We start from the raw sequence: 22681 nt of genomic DNA, 5'->3' as shown, positions 1-22681 counted from the left end.
TTAACCCGTTGTGCTAGAAGATAAATTTTGATAAATAGGATATATAATCCATAGAAATAAGCTAAAACAGCCCTAAGAACTTTATCCTATGCTTTTAAGAAAAATTAGCCAAATACTAGATGCTTAATTTTTGATATATTGGGATTAATATTAAATACTTTATTGATAAAATAACAAAGATTATGAGCTAAAATTTTGTTCGTTATTCTTGTTACTAATCCCCACATGGATTTGGCAAGTACCCTTTGTATATTCAGCTGACCGGATAATTGAGAAAAAGTTGTCTCAATTCTTCGTCTGGCTTTAAATATTGTCTGTCTGAATTCTTTTGAAAATTGATTTGCAGTTTTCTTTCTTTTCATGGCGATAAGATTGATTTTTGTTTCAGATTTTAGTTCTGAAATAAATCTATCTCCAATATATCCTTTATCCCCTATTATAGTTACCGGGGATAAGGATGATGTTAGATCCAATGCTGCTGCCCTATCATCAATATTAGCAGGAGTTAAGATAAAATCAGTTAAATATCCATCGAGTGCTGTAAGGGAATGCAATTTAAATCCATAGTAAGTTTCTTTCTTGGAAACACACCTGCCGTAGGCAGCCTCCGGCTTAAATGCTCTATGGAAATGTGCTCTCCCAAATTCACAAACTGGAATCGGCATACTGTCAATTATCCTGTACTGCTCATAAGTATACCTGAGGAACCATGTTATTTCTTGACGGATTTGCTCCATAACCTTATAAAGTGATTTTCTAGTTCTGTGGAATCTTGTTCTTGTACAAAATTCAGGGAATAAATCTTTTAAATTTCTGGTACAAAAACTGAGCCATGATTTCTCAGAATCAATAGAAAGAAGCTCACCAACCAGTGAAAGAGTAATTATTTCACTGTCGCTCATAATTGCTTTATCAATATTTCTGCGATTTTTAATATGTGCTGGAGTAACTTTGTGGTAAAAGTCATCAATTATTACAAATGTAACAGTAATAAAATCTTTAAGATTATCAATTTCTATAGTATAATCTTTCTTGAACTCTGGCATATATGTTTTCCCCCTATTGTTAAGATTTTTGGTGATTTTTTAATGATAAGGTAACATAATTGCCGGAGTTTTTCTATTTATAAATTATGTTAGTGAATTTAACTAGCACAACAGGTTATATTACCTCCTATTTTTTTATAAACATACATTATTTTTAACACTCTTGATATTTTTAATCATTTTAACAACCAGTATATATATCAATAATCTCCAAATATTCATCTGGATAAAATCCTATTTCACCACTAAATCTTGTAAGTGCTATCAGTCCTCCATCAATTTCCGGTATGGATGATAACATTTTTGCATTGTCAGCTTTTAATCCTCCGCCATAAACAACTGGCAATCCATTTGTTTCCGCCTTAACAAAGTTTGCAATCTTTTGGATATATTCTTTTGAAGGTGGTGTTTTTCCCGGTCCAATCGCCCATACCGGCTCATATGCAATAACAACTTGTGATAAATCTACTCCCAAAAGGCCAATTTTAAGCTGTTCTCTTAAAACTTTTTTCCAATCATTTTGTTCATCTGAGCTTTCACCAATGCAGTATAATACTTTCAAGCCTGAATCAATTGCACATTTAACTTCTTTATTGAGCAAACGGTTGACTGCATCTGTATCGTTTACTCCTGCTTCCTGCATAATACCAAGTTTATCTTTTCTCTCTTCACAATGACCTATAATGGTATATTCACATCCCATTGCCCTTACAGAATTTGCTGTACGGCTTGTAGTAAAAGCACCAAAATTTCCTCCAACAGAAGTATCATCCCTAAATACACTTTGACATCCAATTTTAACAGGACTTCCCGCAGTTTTTGCATCATTTGCACCTATTAAATGTGCCTCTGGAAAAAACATTGCAAACTCAAATTCACTTTCATCATATTTTTTTAATTTTTCCTGTGTATTTTTAACTATATATCCGCTCCACTCTCTTATTTTTGAAATACTATTTACACCACCTAAATTTTTAGGAATATCAAATCTTTTCAAATTAAGAAATATGTACTGCACATCTATCTCCTGCCTCTCATAAATCTTTTTTTTACCGATACATTCTTTTCTTCATTATACCCACATACTAACATAAATTCGCTATAGTTTTCTCTGTATTTTGCACAAACGTTTGTTATGCAATTACAAATTTAATCACGTTAAAAATGTTGATACCAATAATTACAATCATGAGTCCTATAAACAACTTATCTACTACATGTTCTGAAATCTTTTTATTTACATTACCTCCTATTATTCCACCAACAACACCAGCCGCTACCATAAGAGCTAAAACCACGGGACTTACTGAAGGAACCTTTTTATTAATAATTGTCTGAAACAAACTAGCCAACTGTGAAAACATTATAATATACAAAGAATTTGCCGCTGCCTTTTTTATGTCCATAGAAAAGAAAAAAAAGAGTACCGTTAAATTTATAGGCCCACCGCCTATACCAAGAAAAGAAGATACCATTCCCAAAAACAATCCTATAAACAAACATACCATAATATTAGTCAAATTTTTAGTTTTGATCTTATAAGAATATATACTATATATAAGTGTTCCCGCTGTAATAATTATTAACAAGGCCGCCTGCACTGCTCCAAGATAATTCTCGTTATTAAAAATTGTTTTAAGAATATCAAATAAAGATTTACCAAGTATTCCTCCTATAATGCCGCCAACAGCTAAAAGAGTACTTGTCCTTACATCAATAGTTTTATTATTTTTATGAGATTTTAATACAGAGATAATAGACATGGACAGAACTGTACATCCTGACAAAAAACTAATATTAGTGACACTCATAGTACCTGTGGCATCAAGTACAGGTTTTATTATAACTCCCCCACCAATACCACATATTCCTCCAATAATCGAAGCAATAAGGCTAACTAAAAAATATAACAAGTACATAAATTTACACCCCCCATTATCCAAAATTACCAAGTCCAATTTTCCTATTATTTATAAGACGACATCATCATATAAATAATTTAGCACACTTTTTTTACTATTTGGCCTCTATTTGACTCAAACGTTTGATAATATGTATATGTTAATGTTATAATAAAATCGTTAAATATCATGTTATGACTATATGGAGGTTTTTTATGAAACTTAAGGATATCGCTGAACGTGTAGGTGTATCAATTTCTACCGTTTCCCGTGTAATAAACAGTAAAGATACAAAAGCAGCCAGTGAAGAAGTTCGGGAAAAAATATGGTCTGTCGTAAGAGAAACTGGCTATACTCCAAATATTGCAGCACGTAATTTAAAACTCGGTAAAATCAATAATACTACTATCAGAAATAACGATAAAAATATGGCCTGTATAGTTGCAAGATCAAGAGATGCCATAGACGAGCCATTTTTTTTAGATCTGTCACGTTCTATAGAAAGAGAGGCTTTTAAACATGGTTATGTACTTAGATACACGCTTTCAGCATTTGATTTGGACACATCAAATGCATTTAACACCATATCCAATACTAAAGTAGACGGGGTGTTGATTCTTGGACGATTTAATTTAAATCTTTCTAATTTTATAAAAAAGCATTATAAAAATGTAGTTTTTGCAGGACTCAACAGTATTGATTTATCCTACAATTATGATCAAGTGATCTGTGACGGTTACAAGGCATCTATTGCAGCTGTAAAACATATAGCCTCTTTGTTCCATACCAATATAAGCTACATTGGTGAGACTAAAAATGAAGTTCGCTTTAAAGGTTTCATGGATGCCATGAAAGAATTAAGCCTTTCTATCAACAGCAAAAATATTATCAATACTCATTTATCTACTCACGGCGGATATAAGGGTGCTCAGAAACTTTTAGATAATAACACACATACAACTGCAATACTTTGTGCTAATGATATAACTGCAATTGGTGCTTTGAAAGCACTTAAAGAAAATGGGATATGCGTACCAAAAGACATTTCCATTATAAGTATTGATGATATAAGTATGTCTCAATATGTCTCGCCGATGCTTACGACTGTTCACATTCCAATAGAACAGCTTGGAAAAATGGCCTGTAAAACATTAATCGATCGAATTGAACGTGGACATAGTATTCCTATTAAGCTCGAAATTCCCTTCAATATAACGAAACGTGAGAGTTGCGCAATTAAAAACTTGCTTTAAAACAGTAGTTTAAAGCAAGTTTTTAATAGTTTATCAACTTAATTATGATACAAATTTCATGATTCCTACTACAAATAAAAATCCTATTGTAATCTTAGTTAGTAAGCTTTTTGATATTCTTTTAAAGGCCTTAAGTCCTATCCATGTAGATAAAAATAATACTATTAATGCTAATGCAGAAAACTCTAAAGTTGTAGCTGTTATATTTCCACGGTATATATGCTGACCTATCAAAATCATATTTACAATAGTAAATGTTACCTGCATATTTATGTTATAATCATTTTTATCTTCAAATATGCTATGATAATAAAATACAACCGGCGGCCCTCCTATCCCCAACATTCCGCCTGTGATTCCACTTATCCCGCCTATAATAGCACTATTCATGTTGCTAAATTTTATATTATGTCTTCCATACTCCATATATATAAATAATAATGCAAAAAATATCAATGTTATTCCAAGAGACATTCTTAAAACGTTATTGACAACACTAAAGAGCAAATTTGTACCAATAATCTGAAAAATAATAAAAAACATAGTTGTAATAAAAATTTTTCTTATATCCAATTTGCCTTTAATTCCTATCATAATTCCTAAACTAATGAGCAGAGATAACAGCGCGCTTATTCCAACAGACATTTGATATCCCAACAAATTAGGCAAAAAACACATGAGTATTATCCCAAATCCAAATCCTGTCACTCCATGAATAAATGCAGCAACAAAAATTATCAGTAAAAAACTCAATATTCCACCCACATTTAAAAAAGTATTAAACATAATATTTACTCCCTGATTTAATTAAATATTTTAAGACCTTATTTTTTCTGCCTATATAAGTTATATTATCACAGTTTTTTTCGTTTCCTTTTATTTTTTACTATAACGTTTGACTAGTCTCAATTGTTTTTCATTCTAACAAATAATATAAAAAGCACCATAAAGCATTAAATTACATGGCTTTATGGTGCTTTCAAAATTCTACAGTAGTTAGAAAACTTCACGAATCAAATATATATTATATCCGTTCACAATCTACTGAATAAGTTTATTTAAATCTTCTGTAATATTTTTGAGTTCATTTACATTAGCCTCAATTTCCTCACCGGCAGCAGCGTTTTGTGATATTGTGCCTGCTATGGTGTCATATTGCGATATAGTATTTTTAGTTATAGTTGATATTTCTTCATTAAATTGTACAGCATTTTTAGTCTCCGAAAATAGTGTATTTGATGCTTCATTTATATCAATTATATTGCTGCTGAATGATTTCAAATGAACATTCATATCATTTATCCTGCCAACAGTTTCATTTATAATGTAATTTCCAGTTTGAGATTCTTTATTGTTATTACTCATTTGATCTTGAACTGTATTAATCTTGTTTTTTAACTCGTTTATTATTGTGCTTGCTTGCAAAAGAGACTGTTTTGTTCCTTCTGCAAGTTTTCTGATTTCATCTGCTACAACAGCAAAACCTTTACCGTATTCACCTGCTCTTGCAGCTTCAATTGAAGCATTTAAAGCAAGAAGATTAGTCTGCTCGGATATATCTCCAATTAACTTTAATATTTCATCAACCTCAGCTGATTTTTGCTCAAGATCCTTTGTAGATTTAAAAGTATCTGCTATTTCATCTTTTATATTGGAAATAATTGAAATTGTATCATTCAATGACTTCTGGTTTTTATCTGTAATTTGAATAATGTCATTTATCTTCTTTTCACTGTCTCTTGCCTTATCAACAACAATTTCATTTGCTTTCAACAACATATCCAATATATTTTTATTTTTATTTGATTTATCAAGCATATCATCTGAATTTTGTGAAGCAAGGCTTGTTACATCTGAAACCTCAACAAGAGAGCTTGTTTGTTCTTCAATTGCAGCACTTAAATTCGTGCTTGATGATAATACCGTATTGGAAACTTCAGATATTTTATCAAAAATACCAAGCAGTTTTTCGTTTTCTTTATTAATTTCAATCTCTTTCTTAGCAATTGATTCCAACAATTTCGATGCCATATATACCATTATATAAATAAGTGCAAAGGTAATACCTATACTAACTACGGTCATATATAATTCCGCACTTGCCATCTTGCCACGCATAAGTATGGATGGATTATGAAAAAATACTACAGCTACACACAAACAGCTTAATATTATTGAACCTATTACCATTTTAATGTCAAAAAACAGTGCTCCAAGTATAACAAAAAATATAACTATGAGCCAAACAGAATTTAAATGCATAGTAAAGTTAAGATATAAATACTGAAAGTATGTTATCAAAAGAATTAAACCTTTGGTAGTATTTAACGCTTTCGAATCTTTATTGTCTGAATTGATTACCCATTTGTAACACTTATAAAATATAACTCCATAAATAACAACAAGTATTCCAAGTACAATCAATGAATTTAATGTTATTTCATTATTTATGCCAATTAATTTCATACCAGAAAAGCACATAAAAGACATAACACAACAAACCATATAAATTATTAGAACTACTTTTAGAGATTTTTTATTAAACATTTCTTGAAAATTTTCTTTACCTTCCATCTGATACCTCCACCACATAATTTTGTACAACTTAATATTCACATAACATTCATTATCAATTAGTTTGCAGTATTCATTAATTTCCCCAAAATAACTATTGATAACTCTTACCTATAAAATAAAAAAGTGTCTATTATTTATGATAAATAATAGACACTAATACACATAATCCTTTAAAATCAAACAAATTCAGCAACCTGGCAATCATAGGAAAACTATTTCCTTAAGACCCATAGCTTTGCGACCTTGTCTTTCGGCAAGTGTGCTATTATAAATATTTACATAAGTTATATTACACCCAATTTTTATAAAATTCAATGCAATATTTCCATTTTTCTCTTAAAATATTAAATTTTTAAGATTTATTTCTACATTTTTCCTCACAAAATTACGCAAATTACATAATAAATAGGGAATTGAAAATACAATGATTTCAATCCCCTATTTATGAATTATATAGTCATATTTATATAAATATGTTTAATATCAGTATAAATATTAATCCTACTACAGATAAAACTGTAGACATTAATGTCCATGTCGAAAAAGTTTCCTTCATGCTAAATCCAAAATACTCCTTAACTATCCAGAAACTTGCATCATTTACATGAGATGCAATAGCGCTTCCACAACCTGTTGCAAGTGTTACTAAAGCGAGATTAACATCACCATAACTTGCAAGCATCGGAATAACAAGTCCCGACGTTGAAAGTGCCGCAACTGTAGCTGATCCTAATGCAATACGCAAAATTGCAGCAACTGTCCATGCAAGAAGTAAAGGTGATACCGAACTTCCATTAAACAATGAAGCTATATACTTTCCTACCCCTGCATCTATGAGAACTTCTTTAAAAGCTCCGCCTCCGCCTATAATCAAAATCATCATTCCTATTGATGCGGCTGCAGCTGCACATGTATCTCCAACCTGTTTTACAGGAATCTTTCTCCTTATTCCCATAGTATAAATTGCAACTATCAAAGAAATTAGCATTGCTGTATCAGGATTTCCTATAAAACTTACAATTTCGAAAAATGAATTGTCTTTGACACCAGCCATCTTTTGAGCCATTGAAATTACAGTAGAAATCATCATCAAAATTACCGGAAACATTGCAGTCAATAAACTAACTCCAAATCCAGGTGTATCCTCCAATTTGAATGTTTTTTGATCACCAATGAAATCACCTGATTCAGCATCTTTTTCAAAAGCACTTGGTATAATCTTTTTGTCTATCTTAGTAAATAAAAGGCCTGATATAATAACTGTTGGTATTGCTATCAAAATACCATACACTAAAACCGTTCCAATATCTGCACCATATGCACCTGCTATTACTGTAGGACCTGGATGCGGTGGTAAAAAACAATGAGTTACAAGCAATGATGCAAGCATAGGAATACCGAGATATATTGGAGATATCTTTAATTCTTTTGCAATCGAGAATATAATTGGAAGAAGTAAAACCAATCCTACCTCAAAGAACATTGCTATTCCAACAACAAATGATGCAACTATAACAGCCAGCTGAATCTTTTTTACTCCAAACTTGTTAATCAAAGTCATGGCAATTCTATGCGCTCCACCAGAATCTGCAACAAGTCTTCCAAGCATGGCTCCAAGTCCAAATATCAGAGCTATATGTCCAAGTGTACTTCCCATACCACTTTCAATACTTGAAACAACTTTTCCAAGTGGCATTCCAAGCCCCAATGCCACAACAAATGAAACAATCAACAATGAAAGAAATGTATTCAGTTTAAACTTAGAAATTAATACGATTAAGAACACTACGCCTAGTCCTACTATAAATAAAGGCATACTATATTCCTCCCAACTATTTGGTTTTATAAAAATTAACTACCACTATTTATCCATGTTTAATGATTTCCTACCAGCTTCTATTACCTCAATAATCTTATCTACATCATAGACGCTTCCTCTCCATGTTCCTCCACTTACAGACTGAAGTGCAGCCCATAACTTAGTATCCTTAGGAAGATCTGGATCAGGTTGAAGACCTTCATGAAGCTCACGAGCTTTTAAAACCTTGGCACCTTCCTCATAAGAAAGCCTGTTGCCCTCGGTTCCTATAAAATTAATTGAGCCTTCAAGTTTATTTGTATCAACTATTATTTCCACAATATCATCATCTTTTAACTTTCCAATAGGGCCTCCTGCCAATGCCTCAGGTCCAACATGTCCAAAGCAGGCTCCAGTTGAAACACCGGAAAAACGTGCATCTGTAATTAAAGAAACATGCTTTCCAAAAGGTAAATGTTTAAGTGCCGAGGTTAACTGATATGTTTCCTCCATTCCTGTTCCCATAGGACCTCCGCCCATTACAATCATTATGTCTCCAGCCTTTATATTTCCACCTTCTTTAAGCACTTTAATAGCTGCTTTCTCAGATGTAAACACCCTGACTGTTCCAGTGTGTCTGAATACTCCATCATCATCTATAACTGACGGATCAATAGCTGTTGATTTTACTACGGAACCTTCCGGTGCAATATTTCCAACAGGAAAAGTTACTGTTGATGTTAATCCTCTCTTCTTAGCCTTTTCAGGATTCATTATAATTTCATCTGGATTTATTCCATCTATCTCTACAAGACGCTGTCTGCATTGTTTACGTCTTTCTGATTTTTCCCACCAGTCAAGATTTTCTCCAAGTGTTTCTCCTGTAACTGTAAGGACATCCTCATGAAGCAGACCAAGTTTTCTCAAATGAAGCATTACCTCTGGAACTCCTCCTGCCAAAAATGCACTTACTGTAGGATAATTAACAGGTCCTATAGGAAGAACACTTACAAGACGAGGTACCTTTTTGTTTATCCTTGACCAGTCTTCTACTGTAGGAACTCTACATCCTGCTGCATATGCAATTGCCGGAAGGTGAAGAAGCAGATTCGTTGATCCCCCAAAAGCGGCATGTACAACCATTGCATTTTCAATAGCCTTATCTGTGATGATATCCTTTACTGTAGTTTCATTCCTAATCATATCCGAAACTGCCAAAGCTGATTGAACCGCAATATGTTCCCATATTGGCTGACCTGATGGCGCCAAAGCTGAATGAGGCAGTGCTATTCCCAATGCTTCGGAGATAACCTGTGAAGTTCCTGCTGTACCTAAGAATTGACATCCTCCACCTGCTGAAGCACATGCATTACATCCTGCCTTGCAGGCATCTTTAAGAGAAAGCTCATTGTTTGCAAATCTTACTCCGATAGTCTGTACTGTTCCCGCATCTTCCCCATCTATAGGCTGAAGTGTTGATCCTCCTGGAACAATAATTATTGGCAAATCATGCATTGATGCAAGAGCCATCATCATTGCCGGAAGTCCTTTATCGCATGAAGCTACTCCAATTATTCCACGTCTTGTTGGAAGTGACCTTATAAGACGTCTAAACACAATCGCTGCATCATTACGATACGGAAGTGAATCAAACATTCCAGTTGTCCCCTGACTTCTACCGTCACATGGATCTGTTACATATGCCGCATAAGGCACTCCTCCAAGTTTTTTGATTGCTCCGGCTGCAGCTCTCATTTGAACTCCCAGTTCAAAATGTCCTGTATGAAGTCCTACAGCAATTGGAGTACCATCATTATCACGTATTCCACCCTGAGTACTAAGTATTAATACGTTGTCACCCAAAAGCTTGCTTGGTTCCCAACCCATACCTGCATTTAAAGTCATTCCAAATATATTTCCACTAGGTGAATTTTTTAACAATTCAGACGTAAGTGGCAGTGATCCTTTTGGTCCTTCTGAATGAGTTTGAACCTTGTACAAAGATTTGTCTTCATTACTATAAATTTTTTTTAATGACATAATTAATCCCTCTCACATATTTTTATAAAATTAATAAATACTTCTTGAATAGCTTTACATTTAAGGCAAAATGTTTCAAATATCAATGTTTAATGATATAATTATAATTAGTCATCTCTTAATGGTATTTTGTTTTCTGCAAAAACTTTTATATGTCATAAAGCGATGACTTATTATTTTTTAATTATTTCCAATTCATGGCATTTATATATGCAATAACTTTTTTGATAGAATCGCTTTCCTTTTCATTGGCTCTCAAAAGTGGTGTTTTACAGAAGTCTCCAATATCAACCCCTCTTAACATCATTGCTTTTTTTATAATTGGTATAAAACATTCATTTACATCATATAAATCGGCCATCTTGTCGATACATTCCTGGATTTTTGATACCTTTTCCAAGCTTCCGCTATTAAACGATTTTGCCCATTCCGCGAAAATCTCCGGATACACATTGGAAAGTGCACCTATACAACCTGAACCGTTAGAAATCACATTACGTGAAAAATTTTCATCAAATCCCGAGTATATTTCAAAATTAGGAAATTCCTCACCTACAGTATTTATCAACTTCCTAGTATGTGACATTTCAGATACAGTATCCTTATATCCTACAATATTACTGTGCTTTCTCAATAGTTTAAGTGTCAATTCCGGTGATATATCGTGTCCTGTTCTATCTGGAAAATTGTATAAATATATATTGCAATCTACGGCTTCTGATATCTTTCCGTAATAATATTCCAGACTTTCATCTGTCAGCTTGAAATAATAAGGGCTTATTACTATGATATCCTTTGCCCCTGCATTTACAGCATAATTGGAAAGTTCAATAGTATCTTCAATCGTAATACAGCCAGTTCCAATAATAACCTTAGTTCTTTGTCCTGCATATGAAACAGCAACATCAATAAGTTTCTTTCTTTCTTCCATAGACATAGCATAAAATTCACCTGCACTGCCCATTACAAGCATTCCATCAATACCTGCATTAATGAGATGATCATAAACATTCTTGTTTCCCTGAATATCTAAATTTCCTTTAGAGTCAAATGCAGTGATTACAGGTGTAATAAATTTAGCTTTTCTCATGTATGAATCTCTCCTTGTGAAATAAATTTAAAAACCAATCAAAATTTCTTTATTCGTATATACAAAATTAATTTGTTTATACGAACTTACATATAAATAATATCACAGTTTCTTATTATGTCAATATAATATTTAAAATTTTGTAACAAGGATTCATATTTATGTTTTATTGTGTCCTATATTGAATATTTAAAGCAAAATACCTATAATTATTTCTATATAACAAATTTTTATAAAAATTGGAATGGCAGGTGTAACTATGTCTCATAAACCCACACAAAGAGTTTTGAATATACTAGATCTTTTATCTGTAAACCAAAGCGGTCTTACACTGACTGAAATTTCTGAAGCACTTAGTATACCAAAAAGTACCTTGTATCCTATTATACAAACCATGTTGGAATATAACTTTATTTCCGTGGAAAACGGCTCTTTAAAATATTCAATAGGAATTTCATCTTTCAGGATAGGCGCATCGTATTTAAAAAATAAATATACACTCGATTTCATACAAAAAACAATGAAAAGTATTGTAAAAAATATAAATGAAACCTGTCAGATGGGTACTCTTGATGGGAACAATATACTTTACATACTGAAAGAAGATCCAGACAAAGATATGTATATTCGCCTTATATCACATATAGGTAAAAGAATTCCTGCCTACTGTACGGCTCTTGGAAAAGCTATACTGACTCAATACAACATAGAAGAAATAAAATCCCTCTATCCCGATGGTCTAAAGGCAATTACTGAAAACACGATAACAGATTTCAACAAACTCGAAGACCAACTCGAAAACATACGAAGAAACCATGTTGCCAAAGAATATGAAGAGGCCACTGAATTTATATGCTGTTTTGCGGTTCCAATAAAACTAAAAAACAATACAACAGCTGCAATAAGCATAAGTATACCAACTTTCAGACTCAATGAAGAAAAGGAAAAATTGGCAATGGATCTATTATTAAAAGCTAAAAACAAAATCGAAAATACTGTTTCAAGTTAAAAAAATTTAAGCTGCCATATAAAACGGGCAGCTTAAAACTTACACTAAATTTTCATTCACAATATGTATCAGATTCTCGCCTTTATAATCACAAACCACAATTTTCTTTCCAAAATACCTCTCAAGTTGTTCCAGCGTTACATCGTCAAGCATTATATTTTCACCAGATTTAAACATATTTTCCGGCATTATTATGTGGTCCATAACTTCATCTGGTTTAATCTGATCCATTATATCAGTACCTGTCAAAAGTCCGGCAACAGTTATTGTCCTGCCGAAAAAATTATTTATAACTTTAAACACATTTATTCTTATACCATTGTTTTCACTATTTATTATATTCGCAGCCCACATTATCTCTTCATAGGCAAGCACTCCTGTAATAAAAGTAAATGTCCCTGTACAATCTTTGTTCAAATACTTGATCCCATTCATTAAATTCATTCTAAATGACCTTATCATGCCTATTCCATCTTCAACTTGCGCGAAATTGCCATAAAATGTTTTTTCAGGTATCTTTCTGCCCGATGTTACATAAAATTCATCAGAAAGTCTTATAAATGGTCTGCCTGTTTCCTTCAAAGCTTTTTTTTGAAATTCTTTTATTGAATCAAGTTCCAATGCTGCACTTTCAGCATTATACAACTCCATCTGGCTCAAGTTTTTTCTAAATTTAGTGACTCCTATAGGAACTGCTGCAACATTTTCTACATAAGGATAAAGTTTATAAAGATCTTTCACTGTTTTCAGAAGCTCTCTGCCCCCATTATACCCCGGGCACAACACTATCTGGCAATTCATTTTTATTTTTCCATAAGCCAGCTTTTTAAGTTTTTCATAAATATTGCCTGCAAATCTATTGTTAAGCATGCTCTTTCTAAGCTCGGGATTTGTAGTATGTACAGAAACATTTATAGGGCTGATTCTATATCTTATAATCCTGTCTATATCTTCATCCGACATATTTGTCAAAGTTACAAAATTTCCCTGAAGAAAAGACAGTCTCGAATCGTCATCCTTGAAATATAAAGTTTTTCTCATGCCTTGTGGAAGCTGATCTATAAAACAAAAAATACAGTTGTTCCGGCAGCTTTTTGCCTTATCCATAATACCGTCTTCAAATTCAATTCCTAAATCTTCGCCACATTCTTTTTCGATTTCCAGAGTCCATACTTCTTCATTTTTTTTCTTTATTTCAACTTCAACATAATCATCTGCAAGTAAAAATTTATAATCTATTACATCTTTTACTCCTGTACCATTTATGTTCAAAAGAGAATCCCCTGTCTCAACTCCCATTTCTTCTGCAATGCTTCCATGTACAACTTTAGATATTTTATTAGCCATATTTTTCAATCCTTTGTTCAACGTTATTTTTTACAGGCAGATTTTTAATTTCACGAAACCATATTTTCGTGAAATTAAAAATCAATTAGTTAGTTATTTACAAGTTCAATTTCATCTAGCAATAATCTATATTCTCTTGAAAGTTTCATAAATCTTTTTCTATTTTTCATATCAAGAGAACTGTCAATTGCACTTTTCACTATGGAAAGTCCATTTTCCAGATATTCACGGTTTGACGACCATCTATAAACCCTAGCTATATTGTTGTTCATACTGTATTCAAGAGCAGTATACGTCATGAAAAAGCTCAACCAATCATCCGTAGAATAATTTTTTATGAAATCAATACCACAATCAAATTTTTTAATTGTATAAATATCAGAACTGTCTTCTGTCCATATAACCCATACTCTGCTGTTGTCTTTCAATTTTTTAATATCTTCAAAACTAAGTAACTCTCCCTTCATATAATCATCTCCAAATATATATTAATTTAATTATATAAAGACGTTTAACGGGTCATTATTATTAAATGCCAGATCAGCTCTTAATGTGCATGATTTATAAATATTTCTGCATACATAAATTTAAAGTGCTAAAACTATCAACAACAATATCATAAAATAGATAGGAGGTATTTAACTATGAACGATAATTTTTATTTCAACTTTCCAAAGTCTGTTCCAGAACAGGAACAAAACAAACAGCCTGGAATTGAGACTGAATTGAATCCCCAGCCAATATTTGAAAATCCAGACTGCACAGGTTCCAATAAGCTGCAGGATAAAGTCGTGGTAGTAACAGGAGGAGACAGCGGCATAGGAAAAGCCGTTTCAATAGCATGTTCAAAAGAAGGAGCAGATATTGCAATAATATATTATAACGAAAACGACGATGCACAGAAAACAAAAGAAATGATAGAACAACATAAAAGAAAATGTATTATCATCCCCGGAGATATTTCAGACGATGACTTCTGCAGGTCGGCAGTACAAAAAACCATAGATTGTTTTGGAAAAATAGATGTACTTATAAACAATGCAGGTGTCCAATTTCCACAAAACAGTATTGAAGACATAAGCAATGCTCAGCTTGAAAAAACATTCAAAACAAATATCTTTAGCATGTTTTACATTACACGGGCAGCTCTTCCACATCTTAATCCCGGCTGCAGCATAATAAACACCTCATCAATAACTGCCTATGAAGGAAGTGAAACCTTAATCGACTACTCTTCCACAAAAGGCGCAATAGTATCCTTTACAAGATCACTTGCACTATCTTTGATAAACAGAAAAATACGAGTAAACGCAGTTGCTCCCGGTCCCGTATGGACACCACTTATACCTGCCTCCTACAGCATGCAGAAAGTCGGCGAATTTGGATCAAAGAATCCATATAAAAGGCCTGCACAACCGGTAGAACTTGCACCGGCCTATGTATTTCTTGCATCTCCTGAATCTTCATATATTACAGGACAGGTGCTGCACATAAATGGCGGTCAGTTTATAAGCTGCTGATACCTCATAAAAGGAGACTTTTAATAGAGTCCCCTTTTAATTGTTATTTTAAAACTATCTTGTTGTATTTCTTTTTTCCTCTTCTGACAATCATACTTCCATCTTTAAAATCATCTTGACTTACAACAGCCCCTATATCTGTAACCTTTTTATCATTTACAGTAAGTCCACCCTGCTTTATAAGTCTTCGCACTTCGCTCTTTGAAGACATTATTGCAGTCTTCACAATCAAATCAACAAGAGTGCCTCCAAAACATTCCTTTGAAACTTCCACAGTCGGAACACTGTCCATTCCATTTCCCCCGTTGAAGAACGCTTCCGAAGCCTTTTTTGCCTTGTCAGCTTCATCCTCGCCATGTATAAGTTTTGTAACTTCATAGGCAAGAACAGCTTTTGCTTTGTTTATTTCAGAATCTTTAAGAGAACCAAGCCTCCTTACTTCATCCATAGGAAAAAATGTGAGCATTGCAAGACACTTTTCAACATCTGCATCATCTATATTTCTCCAGTACTGATAGAAATCATAAGGACTTGTTTTATCACCGTCAAGCCAGACCGCACCGCCTTCAGTTTTCCCCATTTTCTTGCCGTCACTTTTTGTAAGAAGAGAAAAAGTCATTCCATATGCTGATTTTCTCTCTCTCCTTCTTATAAGATCAACGCCTGCTAGTATGTTCGACCATTGATCATCTCCACCCATTTCAATCGTACATCCATATTTTCTATTAAGCTCAAGAAAATCATATGCCTGCATTAGCATATAATTAAATTCCAAAAATGTCAGTCCTTTTTCCAGTCTCTGCTTATAACACTCTGCAGTAAGCATCTTGTTTACAGAAAAACTTACACCTATAGTACGTAAAAATTCTATATAATTTAAATTCAGAAGCCAATTTGCATTGTCTTCCATGATTGCCTTTCCATCATTAAAATCAATTAATCGTGAAAATTGATTTTTAAAACACTGTGCATTGTGTTCAATTTGCTCTCTGGAAAGCATTTTTCTCATATCGGTTTTTCCAGTAGGGTCACCTACCATTGCAGTTCCCCCACCAATAAGTGCTATTGGTCTGTGGCCTGCCTTCTGCATATGAGCCATAACCATCATCTGTATAAAGTGCCCTATATGAAGGCTATCAGCTGTTGGATCAAATCCTATGTAAAAAGTTACCTTTTCTTTTCCAAGTAATTCTCTTATTTCTTCGTCATGAGTAGTTTGTTTAATATAACCTCTTTCTAAGAGAATATCGTAAACGTTTGTCAACTTCTGCTCCACCTTTCAATATTTTATCCCATAGTTATATATTATCATAAGTATTAGTATATAATTAAAGTTAAGTTTTATCAACCATGGCGCATTGTTTTTTGGATACTATATGATATAATAAAGTTAAAGTTTTACTATAATTATATGTAAGTAGGCCAAATTTTTTCAAGGTATTAATTTCTCCTTAAATTCATGGGAGTAGTTATCAAGAATAAATTAGTCCTATTGATTTTAAGGAGGTTTTTTTATGGCAGACAAGACTATTGTATGTAAAGACTGTGGTAAGGAATTTGTATTTACAGAAGGCGAGCAGGAATTCTACAAAGAAAAGGGATTTGAAAATGACCCTGTAAGATGTCCTGAATGCAGGAGAAAAAGAAAGGCCGAAAGAAATAGATCGAGAATGTAATTAATAATGGAGAGGTTATGCCTCTCCTATATTATTTTCAAGTTAAGTAAGTTTTACTCTTTTCAATGCCCTGCCAATAGGAAGTGCAATAGCTCCGCCTACAACTGACTGAACTATATTGCCAGGTATCTCAGCTGCCGAAAGAATAAAAGCCTGAGAAAACATTATATTTGTCACAAAATGCATTAGTAAAACTCCTGCAAAATAATATGCAGTTATCATCCACATACCTCCAACTGCAAAAGCCAACATATTATTCCAGAGTTTCTCGCCATCATAATTATTCCTATATGCAATAGAAGCTGTGATATATGCCATAAACCCCTTTATAAAAAAAGTAAAAGGTGTCCATATGGCATAAGGTGATAAAATATCAAACAATCCCATACCAATAGCCGCTGAAAAAAATGCTTTCTTCCTTCCAAGCAAAATCGCAGCTAAAAATACCATGCTGTCCCCTAGATGCACAACTCCTTTTAGTCCGCCACCTGTTGGTATATTTATAAAGGCCGTTGCAATATATGTCATTGCCGCCATCAGGGCAACCCGTATTATGCCATGAACCTTGTTTCTTGTCTCCTCCAGCTTTTTCTGCTCCAATTCAATTCCCCCTTTAATTATCAATTAATATACATTATATTTTGATACATAAAAAGTACAAAATGTATGGATACACTTTTTAATAATAGATTCAAGAAAAATGGAAATACTATATTAAGATTGTACTTTAAGATATTCTACAAGGAGGTATTGTCTTCATTCAGTTGTTGGAGACAATAAAACATAAAATGATATTTGCAAAATGGTTTCTAAGTTTCCTATTTATAATATTTCTAATAAGCATTTGCTTAAAGGCAGGATGGATATTCTTGAATTTCGTAATTTCATCAACCTTCATACTTCTTTTAATCGACATATTTTTTAAGCATAAAAATTTTCTGTAATTTCCATTAAAACAATAAAATACAATGCATATTGTACTATATACTTAAGCTATCCCTAGTGATATAATTTATTGTGTGTATAGGGAGGGTTATCTTTATGTATAATACAAAAAAAGAAAGTTCCAGTTACAATATTCGATACGTACTTAATAAATCCTGGGACATTTTTCTCAAATATTATTTCATAATAATAGGATTATATTTCCTTAAAAAGGCTCTTTATCTCTGTAAGTTTCCTTCAATCAGTACTACTTCAAAAATATATCTTTTTGTACTGTCTTTTATAGCATTTTCAGCCTATAATGACATGAGAAATGATGTAAAAATATTGCCTTTTTTAGTGTTATGTATACCTTTTTTAACATTTGTAGTTTTTTTAAACAAATATGGATACACAATTTGGGGAAAAATGTTGAATTGGCAAATTTCACGAAAAATAGTAGTAGACTTAAATCCATTATTTAGTAGCATTCCACTAAACGATGGAAAATTTGCAAGAATGTATACGAATCAAACATTGACGTGGTTTTTCAGAATGATATACAATAACGGATTTGTGCTGCCTGTTCTACTTGTTATATATAGGTCTGCAATAATGCGTGACTTCAAAAAAATGCTGAGGTACGCTTTATCTGCACATATAATTCAGGTGCTTTTAATTACACCATTCTACCTAACCTTTCATCTTCAGGAAGTTTGGTATGTATATGGTGATCCGGACAGACTTGCACGTCATTTAAGTCCTTTAGCCGCAGCAGGTGTGACTTTAAACTGTTTTCCATCAATGCACACTTCGATATCATTTGCAATGTTTTTGCTTGTTTTAAGAGAAAGGGACAAGTTCTTCAAAATATTTATGTCATTTTTCTGCCTAAGTGTAGTATTTTCAACCTTATATCTTGAAGTACATTGGGTATTGGATGTTTTGGCAGGAATGCTTCTTGCATTTATTACAGTAAAAATTGTAGATTTCATGTTTAAGAAGCTGCAGCCTCTACTGCAAAGTTTTTTGGATAAATACTACTACAAAAAAATAAATACAACATATATAGAAAATTATTATATTGACACACTAGGTAAGAAATAACAAATAAAAGGCAGACTTTTAAAACAGAAAGCCTGCCTTTTATTATTTTTTACTCTGACTTTCCTATATCTGAAAGTACAAGTCCCTTATTATGCTCCACTGCCCAACTTATAGCCCATTCATTTTGAAATATTAAAAGATTCCTGTCCTTCAAATCTTTTACCATCTTTGTATCACTTGTTAAAACAAGCTCATCTTCAGGAATATCTGAATTCTCTATCCATCTTATAGCCCTATAAGATAAATTCTCCACTTTAACATCAACATTGTACTCATGTTTCATACGATAATCCAGTACTTCAAATTGAAGAACTCCTACAACTCCAACTATTATCTCCTCAATACCTATATTAAGCTCCTTGAATACCTGAATGGCGCCTTCTTCAGATATCTCATTCATTCCTTTTATAAACTGTTTCCTTTTCATAGTGTCTATAGTTCTTACTCTTGCAAAATGTTCCGGTGCAAAAATAGGTATACCCTCAAACTTGAACTTTTGTTGTGATTGGCACAAGGTATCCCCTATATTAAAAATTCCAGGATCAAATACTCCTATTATATCGCCTGCATACGCTTCCTCCACAATCTCCCTGTTTTGCGCAAGAAACTGCTGGGGTTGAGCAAGTTTCACTTTATCATTACCTTGTACATGAAATACTTCCATTCCCTTTTTAAACTTTCCCGAACATATTCTCATAAAAGCAATTCTGTCTCTGTGAGCTGGATTCATATTTGCCTGTATTTTAAAAACAAAAGCCGAAAATTGATCATTAAATACATCTATCATGCCTTTGTCTGAAGTTCTTGCCACAGGTGGTGTTGAAAGCTTTAAAAATTTCTTTAGAAATGGTTCTACACCAAAATTCGTCAGCGCACTTCCGAAAAACACAGGTGTAAGCTCACCTTCCCTCACTTTTTCTATGTCAAATTGATCTCCTGCTATATCTAAAAGTTCTATATCTTCCTTAAGCTTTTGATGCAGCGGTTCCCCAAGAAGTTTCTTGAATTTTTCATCATCTACAGAACCTTCAATAGATTTTATAGCTTTCTGTCCATGGTCTCCTCCATTAAATGCCTCTATTATATTTTTATTTCTGTCAAATACTCCCTTGAAACCAGAACCGGAGCCTATTGGCCAATTCATAGGATAGGATTTTATTCCGAGCACATTTTCTATATCCTCCATAAGGTCAAATGGGTCCATACTCTCTCTGTCCATTTTATTTACAAAAGTAAAAATGGGTATTCCTCTTAAACTACAAACGTGAAATAACTTTTTTGTCTGCTCTTCCACACCTTTTGCCGCATCTATTACCATGACGGCACTGTCTGCAGCCATTAATGTTCTATAGGTATCTTCACTGAAATCCTGATGACCAGGTGTATCCAATATATTTATGCAATAATTGTCATAATTAAACTGCATAACTGATGATGTGACAGAGATTCCTCTCTTCTTTTCTATTTCCATCCAATCCGAAACTGCATGCTTAGATGTTTTCCTTGCTTTTACCGAACCTGCAAGCCTTATTGCACCTCCATAAAGAAGCAGTTTTTCAGTCAAAGTGGTTTTACCTGCATCCGGATGGGATATTATTGCAAAAGTCCTTCTTCTTTCTATTTCCCTTTTTAAATCTGCCACAAATCTACCTCTCTTCTTGATTTTTTGCCTACATCTATTGATTATCTATATCCTGCTATCTTGGAATAAATCCCATTTTTTTCTGCATTTTTCTTAAAACTTTATTTGAAACATAATATGCTTTCTCAGCGCCTTTTTTATAAACACTTTCCAGATAAGTCTTGTCGGAAAGATATTCGTTTATCTTTTTCTGAATTGGTTCAAGTTCACTAACTATAGCTTCTGCAACATCATTTTTAAACTCTGCATAACCTGAATTTTCGTATTTTTTTTCTATTTCCTCCGCGGTAGTGTTTTTTATAGCTACAAGTATATTCATCAAATTTTTTATTCCAGGCTGTTCGTCACAATATCTAACTTTCCCTATACTATCCGTAACACACCTATTTATCTTCTTTCTTATAACATCCGGAGGGTCCATTACAAGTATATAACTGTTTGGATTTTCCGATGACTTCGACATCTTTTTCGTTGGATCCTGAAGATCCATTATCTTGGCACCGCTTTCAGGTATATATCCTTCCGGAAGTGTAAATGTCGGACTGTACAAGTTATTGAACCTTTCAGCTATATCACGCGTAAGTTCTATATGCTGTGTCTGATCTTTTCCCACAGGAACAAGATCTGCATTATAAAGCAGTATATCGGCCGCCATAAGCACTGGATAATTCAAAAGTCCCGCACTTATAGGAACACCGGAATCACTGTATTTTTGTGACTTGCTCTTGTACTGTGTCATCCTTCCAAGTTCCCCTACATATGTAAAGCAGTTTAAAAGCCATGCCGCCTCTGAGTGAGTTGGTACATGAGACTGTATAAATATCGTGTTTTTTTCAGGATCTATTCCCGCTGCAAGGTATATTGCAAGAACTTCCATGGTTCTTCGTCTCAAATCTTTTGGTTCCTGCTTTACCGTTATTGCATGCAGATCCACCACACAAAAATAACATTCATATTTATCCTGAAGTTTCACCCAATTCTTTAAAGCACCAAGATAATTTCCTATAGTCAAATTTCCAGAAGGTTGAATACCACTAAATATTACCTTTTTATCTTTTTCCATACTGACATGCCTGATTCATAAAATCAGGTTTCACCCGCCTCTCTTTGAATACCATACAATTAAAAAAAATCCTATGATTTAACAAAACCACAGGTTGTATGACTCCCAAGTTTAAAATAACTACCTTACATTTTACTATATTTATCTGTAAATTTCTACAGTATATTAAAATAATATCAGGTTCAAGTTAATATATTCAACACATTAACTTGAACCTGTTTTTGTACAAATTACATATTACTTGCTTTTCCACAATCCGTGAATATTGCAGTATTCTCTTGCAAACTTCACATCTTCACTGATTTTAAATTCTGCCTGTGGCTTGTCATCAGGAGTCAAGTATTTTCTGTATACCTTGTTTTGTGTATGAACTTCTATCCATTGGATATAATGTTCCTTTATCATAGGATGCTCAACTGAACCAACTTTTACAAGCACACCATCAGCTGTCTTTTCAATTACAGGTACATGTTTCTCAAGAGCAGCATCAACTGTATTTTCTTCAAGCAATGTCATTGGTTTGCCACAACAGGTCAAAGTCCCGCCACCTGCATTCAAAACCTCCACAATATTTCCACACACACTACATTTGTAAACTTGTTTAAGTGATATCATTTGTCTAACTCCTCCCTTTCAATAGGTATATTGTGTTCTACAATCATAAAATTCTACACAATTAGTAAAAATC

The 22681-nt window shown here is 33.2% G+C and carries 20 protein-coding genes and 1 riboswitch; of the genes, 5 read left to right on the top strand and 15 right to left on the bottom strand.

Going from position 1 to position 22681, the window contains the following annotated elements:
- Positions 1-104: 104 nt before the first annotated feature.
- The 3 genes from AC4CVH_RS14230 to AC4CVH_RS14220 form a co-directional block, all read right to left on the bottom strand.
- A complete protein-coding gene (locus AC4CVH_RS14230; protein ID WP_490787388.1) occupies positions 105-1046 on the bottom strand; it encodes an IS982 family transposase in 942 nt (313 codons plus the stop codon).
- 181 nt (positions 1047-1227) lie between these two features.
- The gene (locus tag AC4CVH_RS14225; protein ID WP_490788407.1) at positions 1228-2064 is read right to left on the bottom strand and encodes a triose-phosphate isomerase family protein; all 837 of its coding nucleotides are present in this window, start codon (positions 2062-2064) and stop codon (positions 1228-1230) included.
- Positions 2065-2179: 115 nt separating this feature from the next.
- Positions 2180-2965 (bottom strand): TSUP family transporter, encoded by a 786-nt coding sequence (locus AC4CVH_RS14220; RefSeq protein WP_490788406.1) that lies wholly within the window; start codon positions 2963-2965, stop codon positions 2180-2182.
- A gap of 197 nt (positions 2966-3162) precedes the next feature.
- Here AC4CVH_RS14220 and AC4CVH_RS14215 point away from each other — a divergent pair, with 197 nt between their 5' ends.
- Positions 3163-4200, top strand: a complete 1038-nt coding sequence (locus tag AC4CVH_RS14215; RefSeq protein WP_490788405.1) for a LacI family DNA-binding transcriptional regulator — start codon at positions 3163-3165, stop codon at positions 4198-4200.
- Positions 4201-4242: 42 nt separating this feature from the next.
- Here the strand turns inward: AC4CVH_RS14215 and AC4CVH_RS14210 are convergent, their stop codons facing one another.
- From AC4CVH_RS14210 to AC4CVH_RS14190, 5 genes are all read right to left on the bottom strand, one after another.
- Positions 4243-4986 carry a sulfite exporter TauE/SafE family protein gene (locus tag AC4CVH_RS14210; RefSeq protein WP_490788404.1) on the bottom strand — a complete coding sequence of 248 codons (744 nt, stop codon included), beginning with the start codon at positions 4984-4986 and terminating at the stop codon, positions 4243-4245.
- Positions 4987-5241: 255 nt separating this feature from the next.
- Positions 5242-6774 carry a methyl-accepting chemotaxis protein gene (locus AC4CVH_RS14205; RefSeq protein WP_490788403.1) on the bottom strand — a complete coding sequence of 511 codons (1533 nt, stop codon included), beginning with the start codon at positions 6772-6774 and terminating at the stop codon, positions 5242-5244.
- A 188-nt stretch (positions 6775-6962) separates the two neighbouring features.
- Positions 6963-7051, bottom strand: a riboswitch (cyclic di-GMP riboswitch).
- A gap of 189 nt (positions 7052-7240) precedes the next feature.
- Entirely contained in the window at positions 7241-8593 is a 1353-nt protein-coding gene (locus AC4CVH_RS14200) for a GntP family permease (RefSeq protein ID WP_490788402.1), read from the bottom strand.
- A 45-nt stretch (positions 8594-8638) separates the two neighbouring features.
- Positions 8639-10615: a YjhG/YagF family D-xylonate dehydratase gene (locus AC4CVH_RS14195; protein ID WP_490788401.1), complete on the bottom strand. Its 1977-nt coding sequence runs from the start codon at positions 10613-10615 to the stop codon at positions 8639-8641.
- Between the two features lie 184 nt (positions 10616-10799).
- Complete coding sequence (locus AC4CVH_RS14190) at positions 10800-11705, bottom strand: dihydrodipicolinate synthase family protein (RefSeq protein ID WP_490788400.1); 906 nt, start codon at positions 11703-11705, stop codon at positions 10800-10802.
- A 259-nt stretch (positions 11706-11964) separates the two neighbouring features.
- Here AC4CVH_RS14190 and AC4CVH_RS14185 point away from each other — a divergent pair, with 259 nt between their 5' ends.
- Positions 11965-12714, top strand: a complete 750-nt coding sequence (locus AC4CVH_RS14185) for an IclR family transcriptional regulator (protein WP_490788399.1) — start codon at positions 11965-11967, stop codon at positions 12712-12714.
- Between the two features lie 39 nt (positions 12715-12753).
- On the opposite strand, the gene AC4CVH_RS14180 is transcribed toward AC4CVH_RS14185, so the two are convergent.
- Both AC4CVH_RS14180 and AC4CVH_RS14175 read right to left on the bottom strand, forming a co-directional pair.
- Positions 12754-14061, bottom strand: coding sequence for a DUF512 domain-containing protein (locus AC4CVH_RS14180; RefSeq protein ID WP_490788398.1), 1308 nt, complete (start codon positions 14059-14061; stop codon positions 12754-12756).
- Between the two features lie 89 nt (positions 14062-14150).
- Positions 14151-14528: an IDEAL domain-containing protein gene (locus AC4CVH_RS14175; RefSeq protein ID WP_490788397.1), complete on the bottom strand. Its 378-nt coding sequence runs from the start codon at positions 14526-14528 to the stop codon at positions 14151-14153.
- Between the two features lie 177 nt (positions 14529-14705).
- On the opposite strand from AC4CVH_RS14175, the gene AC4CVH_RS14170 reads away from it, so the two are divergent.
- Positions 14706-15581 (top strand): SDR family oxidoreductase, encoded by an 876-nt coding sequence (locus AC4CVH_RS14170; protein WP_490788396.1) that lies wholly within the window; start codon positions 14706-14708, stop codon positions 15579-15581.
- Positions 15582-15624: 43 nt separating this feature from the next.
- Here AC4CVH_RS14170 and tyrS read toward each other — a convergent pair whose 3' ends face one another.
- Entirely contained in the window at positions 15625-16845 is a 1221-nt protein-coding gene (tyrS, locus tag AC4CVH_RS14165) for a tyrosine--tRNA ligase (RefSeq protein WP_490788395.1), read from the bottom strand.
- 250 nt (positions 16846-17095) lie between these two features.
- On the opposite strand from tyrS, the gene AC4CVH_RS14160 reads away from it, so the two are divergent.
- Positions 17096-17257 carry a zinc-ribbon domain-containing protein gene (locus AC4CVH_RS14160; RefSeq protein WP_490788394.1) on the top strand — a complete coding sequence of 54 codons (162 nt, stop codon included), beginning with the start codon at positions 17096-17098 and terminating at the stop codon, positions 17255-17257.
- A gap of 42 nt (positions 17258-17299) precedes the next feature.
- Here the strand turns inward: AC4CVH_RS14160 and AC4CVH_RS14155 are convergent, their stop codons facing one another.
- Positions 17300-17857 carry an ECF transporter S component gene (locus AC4CVH_RS14155; protein WP_490788393.1) on the bottom strand — a complete coding sequence of 186 codons (558 nt, stop codon included), beginning with the start codon at positions 17855-17857 and terminating at the stop codon, positions 17300-17302.
- Positions 17858-18298: 441 nt separating this feature from the next.
- Between AC4CVH_RS14155 and AC4CVH_RS14150 the strand changes: the two genes are divergently transcribed.
- Positions 18299-19288, top strand: a complete 990-nt coding sequence (locus AC4CVH_RS14150; RefSeq protein WP_490788392.1) for a phosphatase PAP2 family protein — start codon at positions 18299-18301, stop codon at positions 19286-19288.
- Positions 19289-19337: 49 nt separating this feature from the next.
- Here AC4CVH_RS14150 and AC4CVH_RS14145 read toward each other — a convergent pair whose 3' ends face one another.
- The 3 genes from AC4CVH_RS14145 to AC4CVH_RS14135 all read right to left on the bottom strand — a co-directional run bounded on the left by AC4CVH_RS14145 (position 19338) and on the right by AC4CVH_RS14135 (position 22608).
- Positions 19338-20930, bottom strand: coding sequence for a peptide chain release factor 3 (locus AC4CVH_RS14145; protein ID WP_490788391.1), 1593 nt, complete (start codon positions 20928-20930; stop codon positions 19338-19340).
- A gap of 55 nt (positions 20931-20985) precedes the next feature.
- A complete protein-coding gene (gene trpS / locus AC4CVH_RS14140; protein ID WP_490788390.1) occupies positions 20986-21993 on the bottom strand; it encodes a tryptophan--tRNA ligase in 1008 nt (335 codons plus the stop codon).
- Positions 21994-22230: 237 nt separating this feature from the next.
- Positions 22231-22608: a desulfoferrodoxin gene (locus tag AC4CVH_RS14135; RefSeq protein WP_490788389.1), complete on the bottom strand. Its 378-nt coding sequence runs from the start codon at positions 22606-22608 to the stop codon at positions 22231-22233.
- Positions 22609-22681: the final 73 nt, after the last annotated feature.

The sequence above is a fragment of the Clostridium pabulibutyricum genome (genome assembly GCF_058242705.1).
The sequence above is the reverse complement of the archived record's forward strand: the minus strand, read 5'-3'. Positions and strand labels throughout refer to the sequence as shown.

Excerpts from the sequence above, each read along its gene's own strand:
- AC4CVH_RS14185 (WP_490788399.1), top strand. The coding sequence starts at position 11,965 with ATGTCTCATAAACCCACACAAAGAGTTTTGAATATACTAGATCTTTTA.
- AC4CVH_RS14220 (WP_490788406.1), bottom strand. The coding sequence starts at position 2,965 with ATGTACTTGTTATATTTTTTAGTTAGCCTTATTGCTTCGATTATTGGA.
- AC4CVH_RS14150 (WP_490788392.1), top strand. The coding sequence starts at position 18,299 with ATGTATAATACAAAAAAAGAAAGTTCCAGTTACAATATTCGATACGTA.
- AC4CVH_RS14190 (WP_490788400.1), bottom strand. The coding sequence starts at position 11,705 with ATGAGAAAAGCTAAATTTATTACACCTGTAATCACTGCATTTGACTCT.
- AC4CVH_RS14160 (WP_490788394.1), top strand. The coding sequence starts at position 17,096 with ATGGCAGACAAGACTATTGTATGTAAAGACTGTGGTAAGGAATTTGTA.
- AC4CVH_RS14215 (WP_490788405.1), top strand. The coding sequence starts at position 3,163 with ATGAAACTTAAGGATATCGCTGAACGTGTAGGTGTATCAATTTCTACC.
- AC4CVH_RS14180 (WP_490788398.1), bottom strand. The coding sequence starts at position 14,061 with ATGGCTAATAAAATATCTAAAGTTGTACATGGAAGCATTGCAGAAGAA.
- AC4CVH_RS14230 (WP_490787388.1), bottom strand. The coding sequence starts at position 1,046 with ATGCCAGAGTTCAAGAAAGATTATACTATAGAAATTGATAATCTTAAA.
- AC4CVH_RS14170 (WP_490788396.1), top strand. The coding sequence starts at position 14,706 with ATGAACGATAATTTTTATTTCAACTTTCCAAAGTCTGTTCCAGAACAG.
- AC4CVH_RS14200 (WP_490788402.1), bottom strand. The coding sequence starts at position 8,593 with ATGCCTTTATTTATAGTAGGACTAGGCGTAGTGTTCTTAATCGTATTA.
- AC4CVH_RS14195 (WP_490788401.1), bottom strand. The coding sequence starts at position 10,615 with ATGTCATTAAAAAAAATTTATAGTAATGAAGACAAATCTTTGTACAAG.
- AC4CVH_RS14210 (WP_490788404.1), bottom strand. The coding sequence starts at position 4,986 with ATGTTTAATACTTTTTTAAATGTGGGTGGAATATTGAGTTTTTTACTG.
- trpS (WP_490788390.1), bottom strand. The coding sequence starts at position 21,993 with ATGGAAAAAGATAAAAAGGTAATATTTAGTGGTATTCAACCTTCTGGA.
- AC4CVH_RS14135 (WP_490788389.1), bottom strand. The coding sequence starts at position 22,608 with ATGATATCACTTAAACAAGTTTACAAATGTAGTGTGTGTGGAAATATT.
- AC4CVH_RS14205 (WP_490788403.1), bottom strand. The coding sequence starts at position 6,774 with ATGGAAGGTAAAGAAAATTTTCAAGAAATGTTTAATAAAAAATCTCTA.
- AC4CVH_RS14175 (WP_490788397.1), bottom strand. The coding sequence starts at position 14,528 with ATGAAGGGAGAGTTACTTAGTTTTGAAGATATTAAAAAATTGAAAGAC.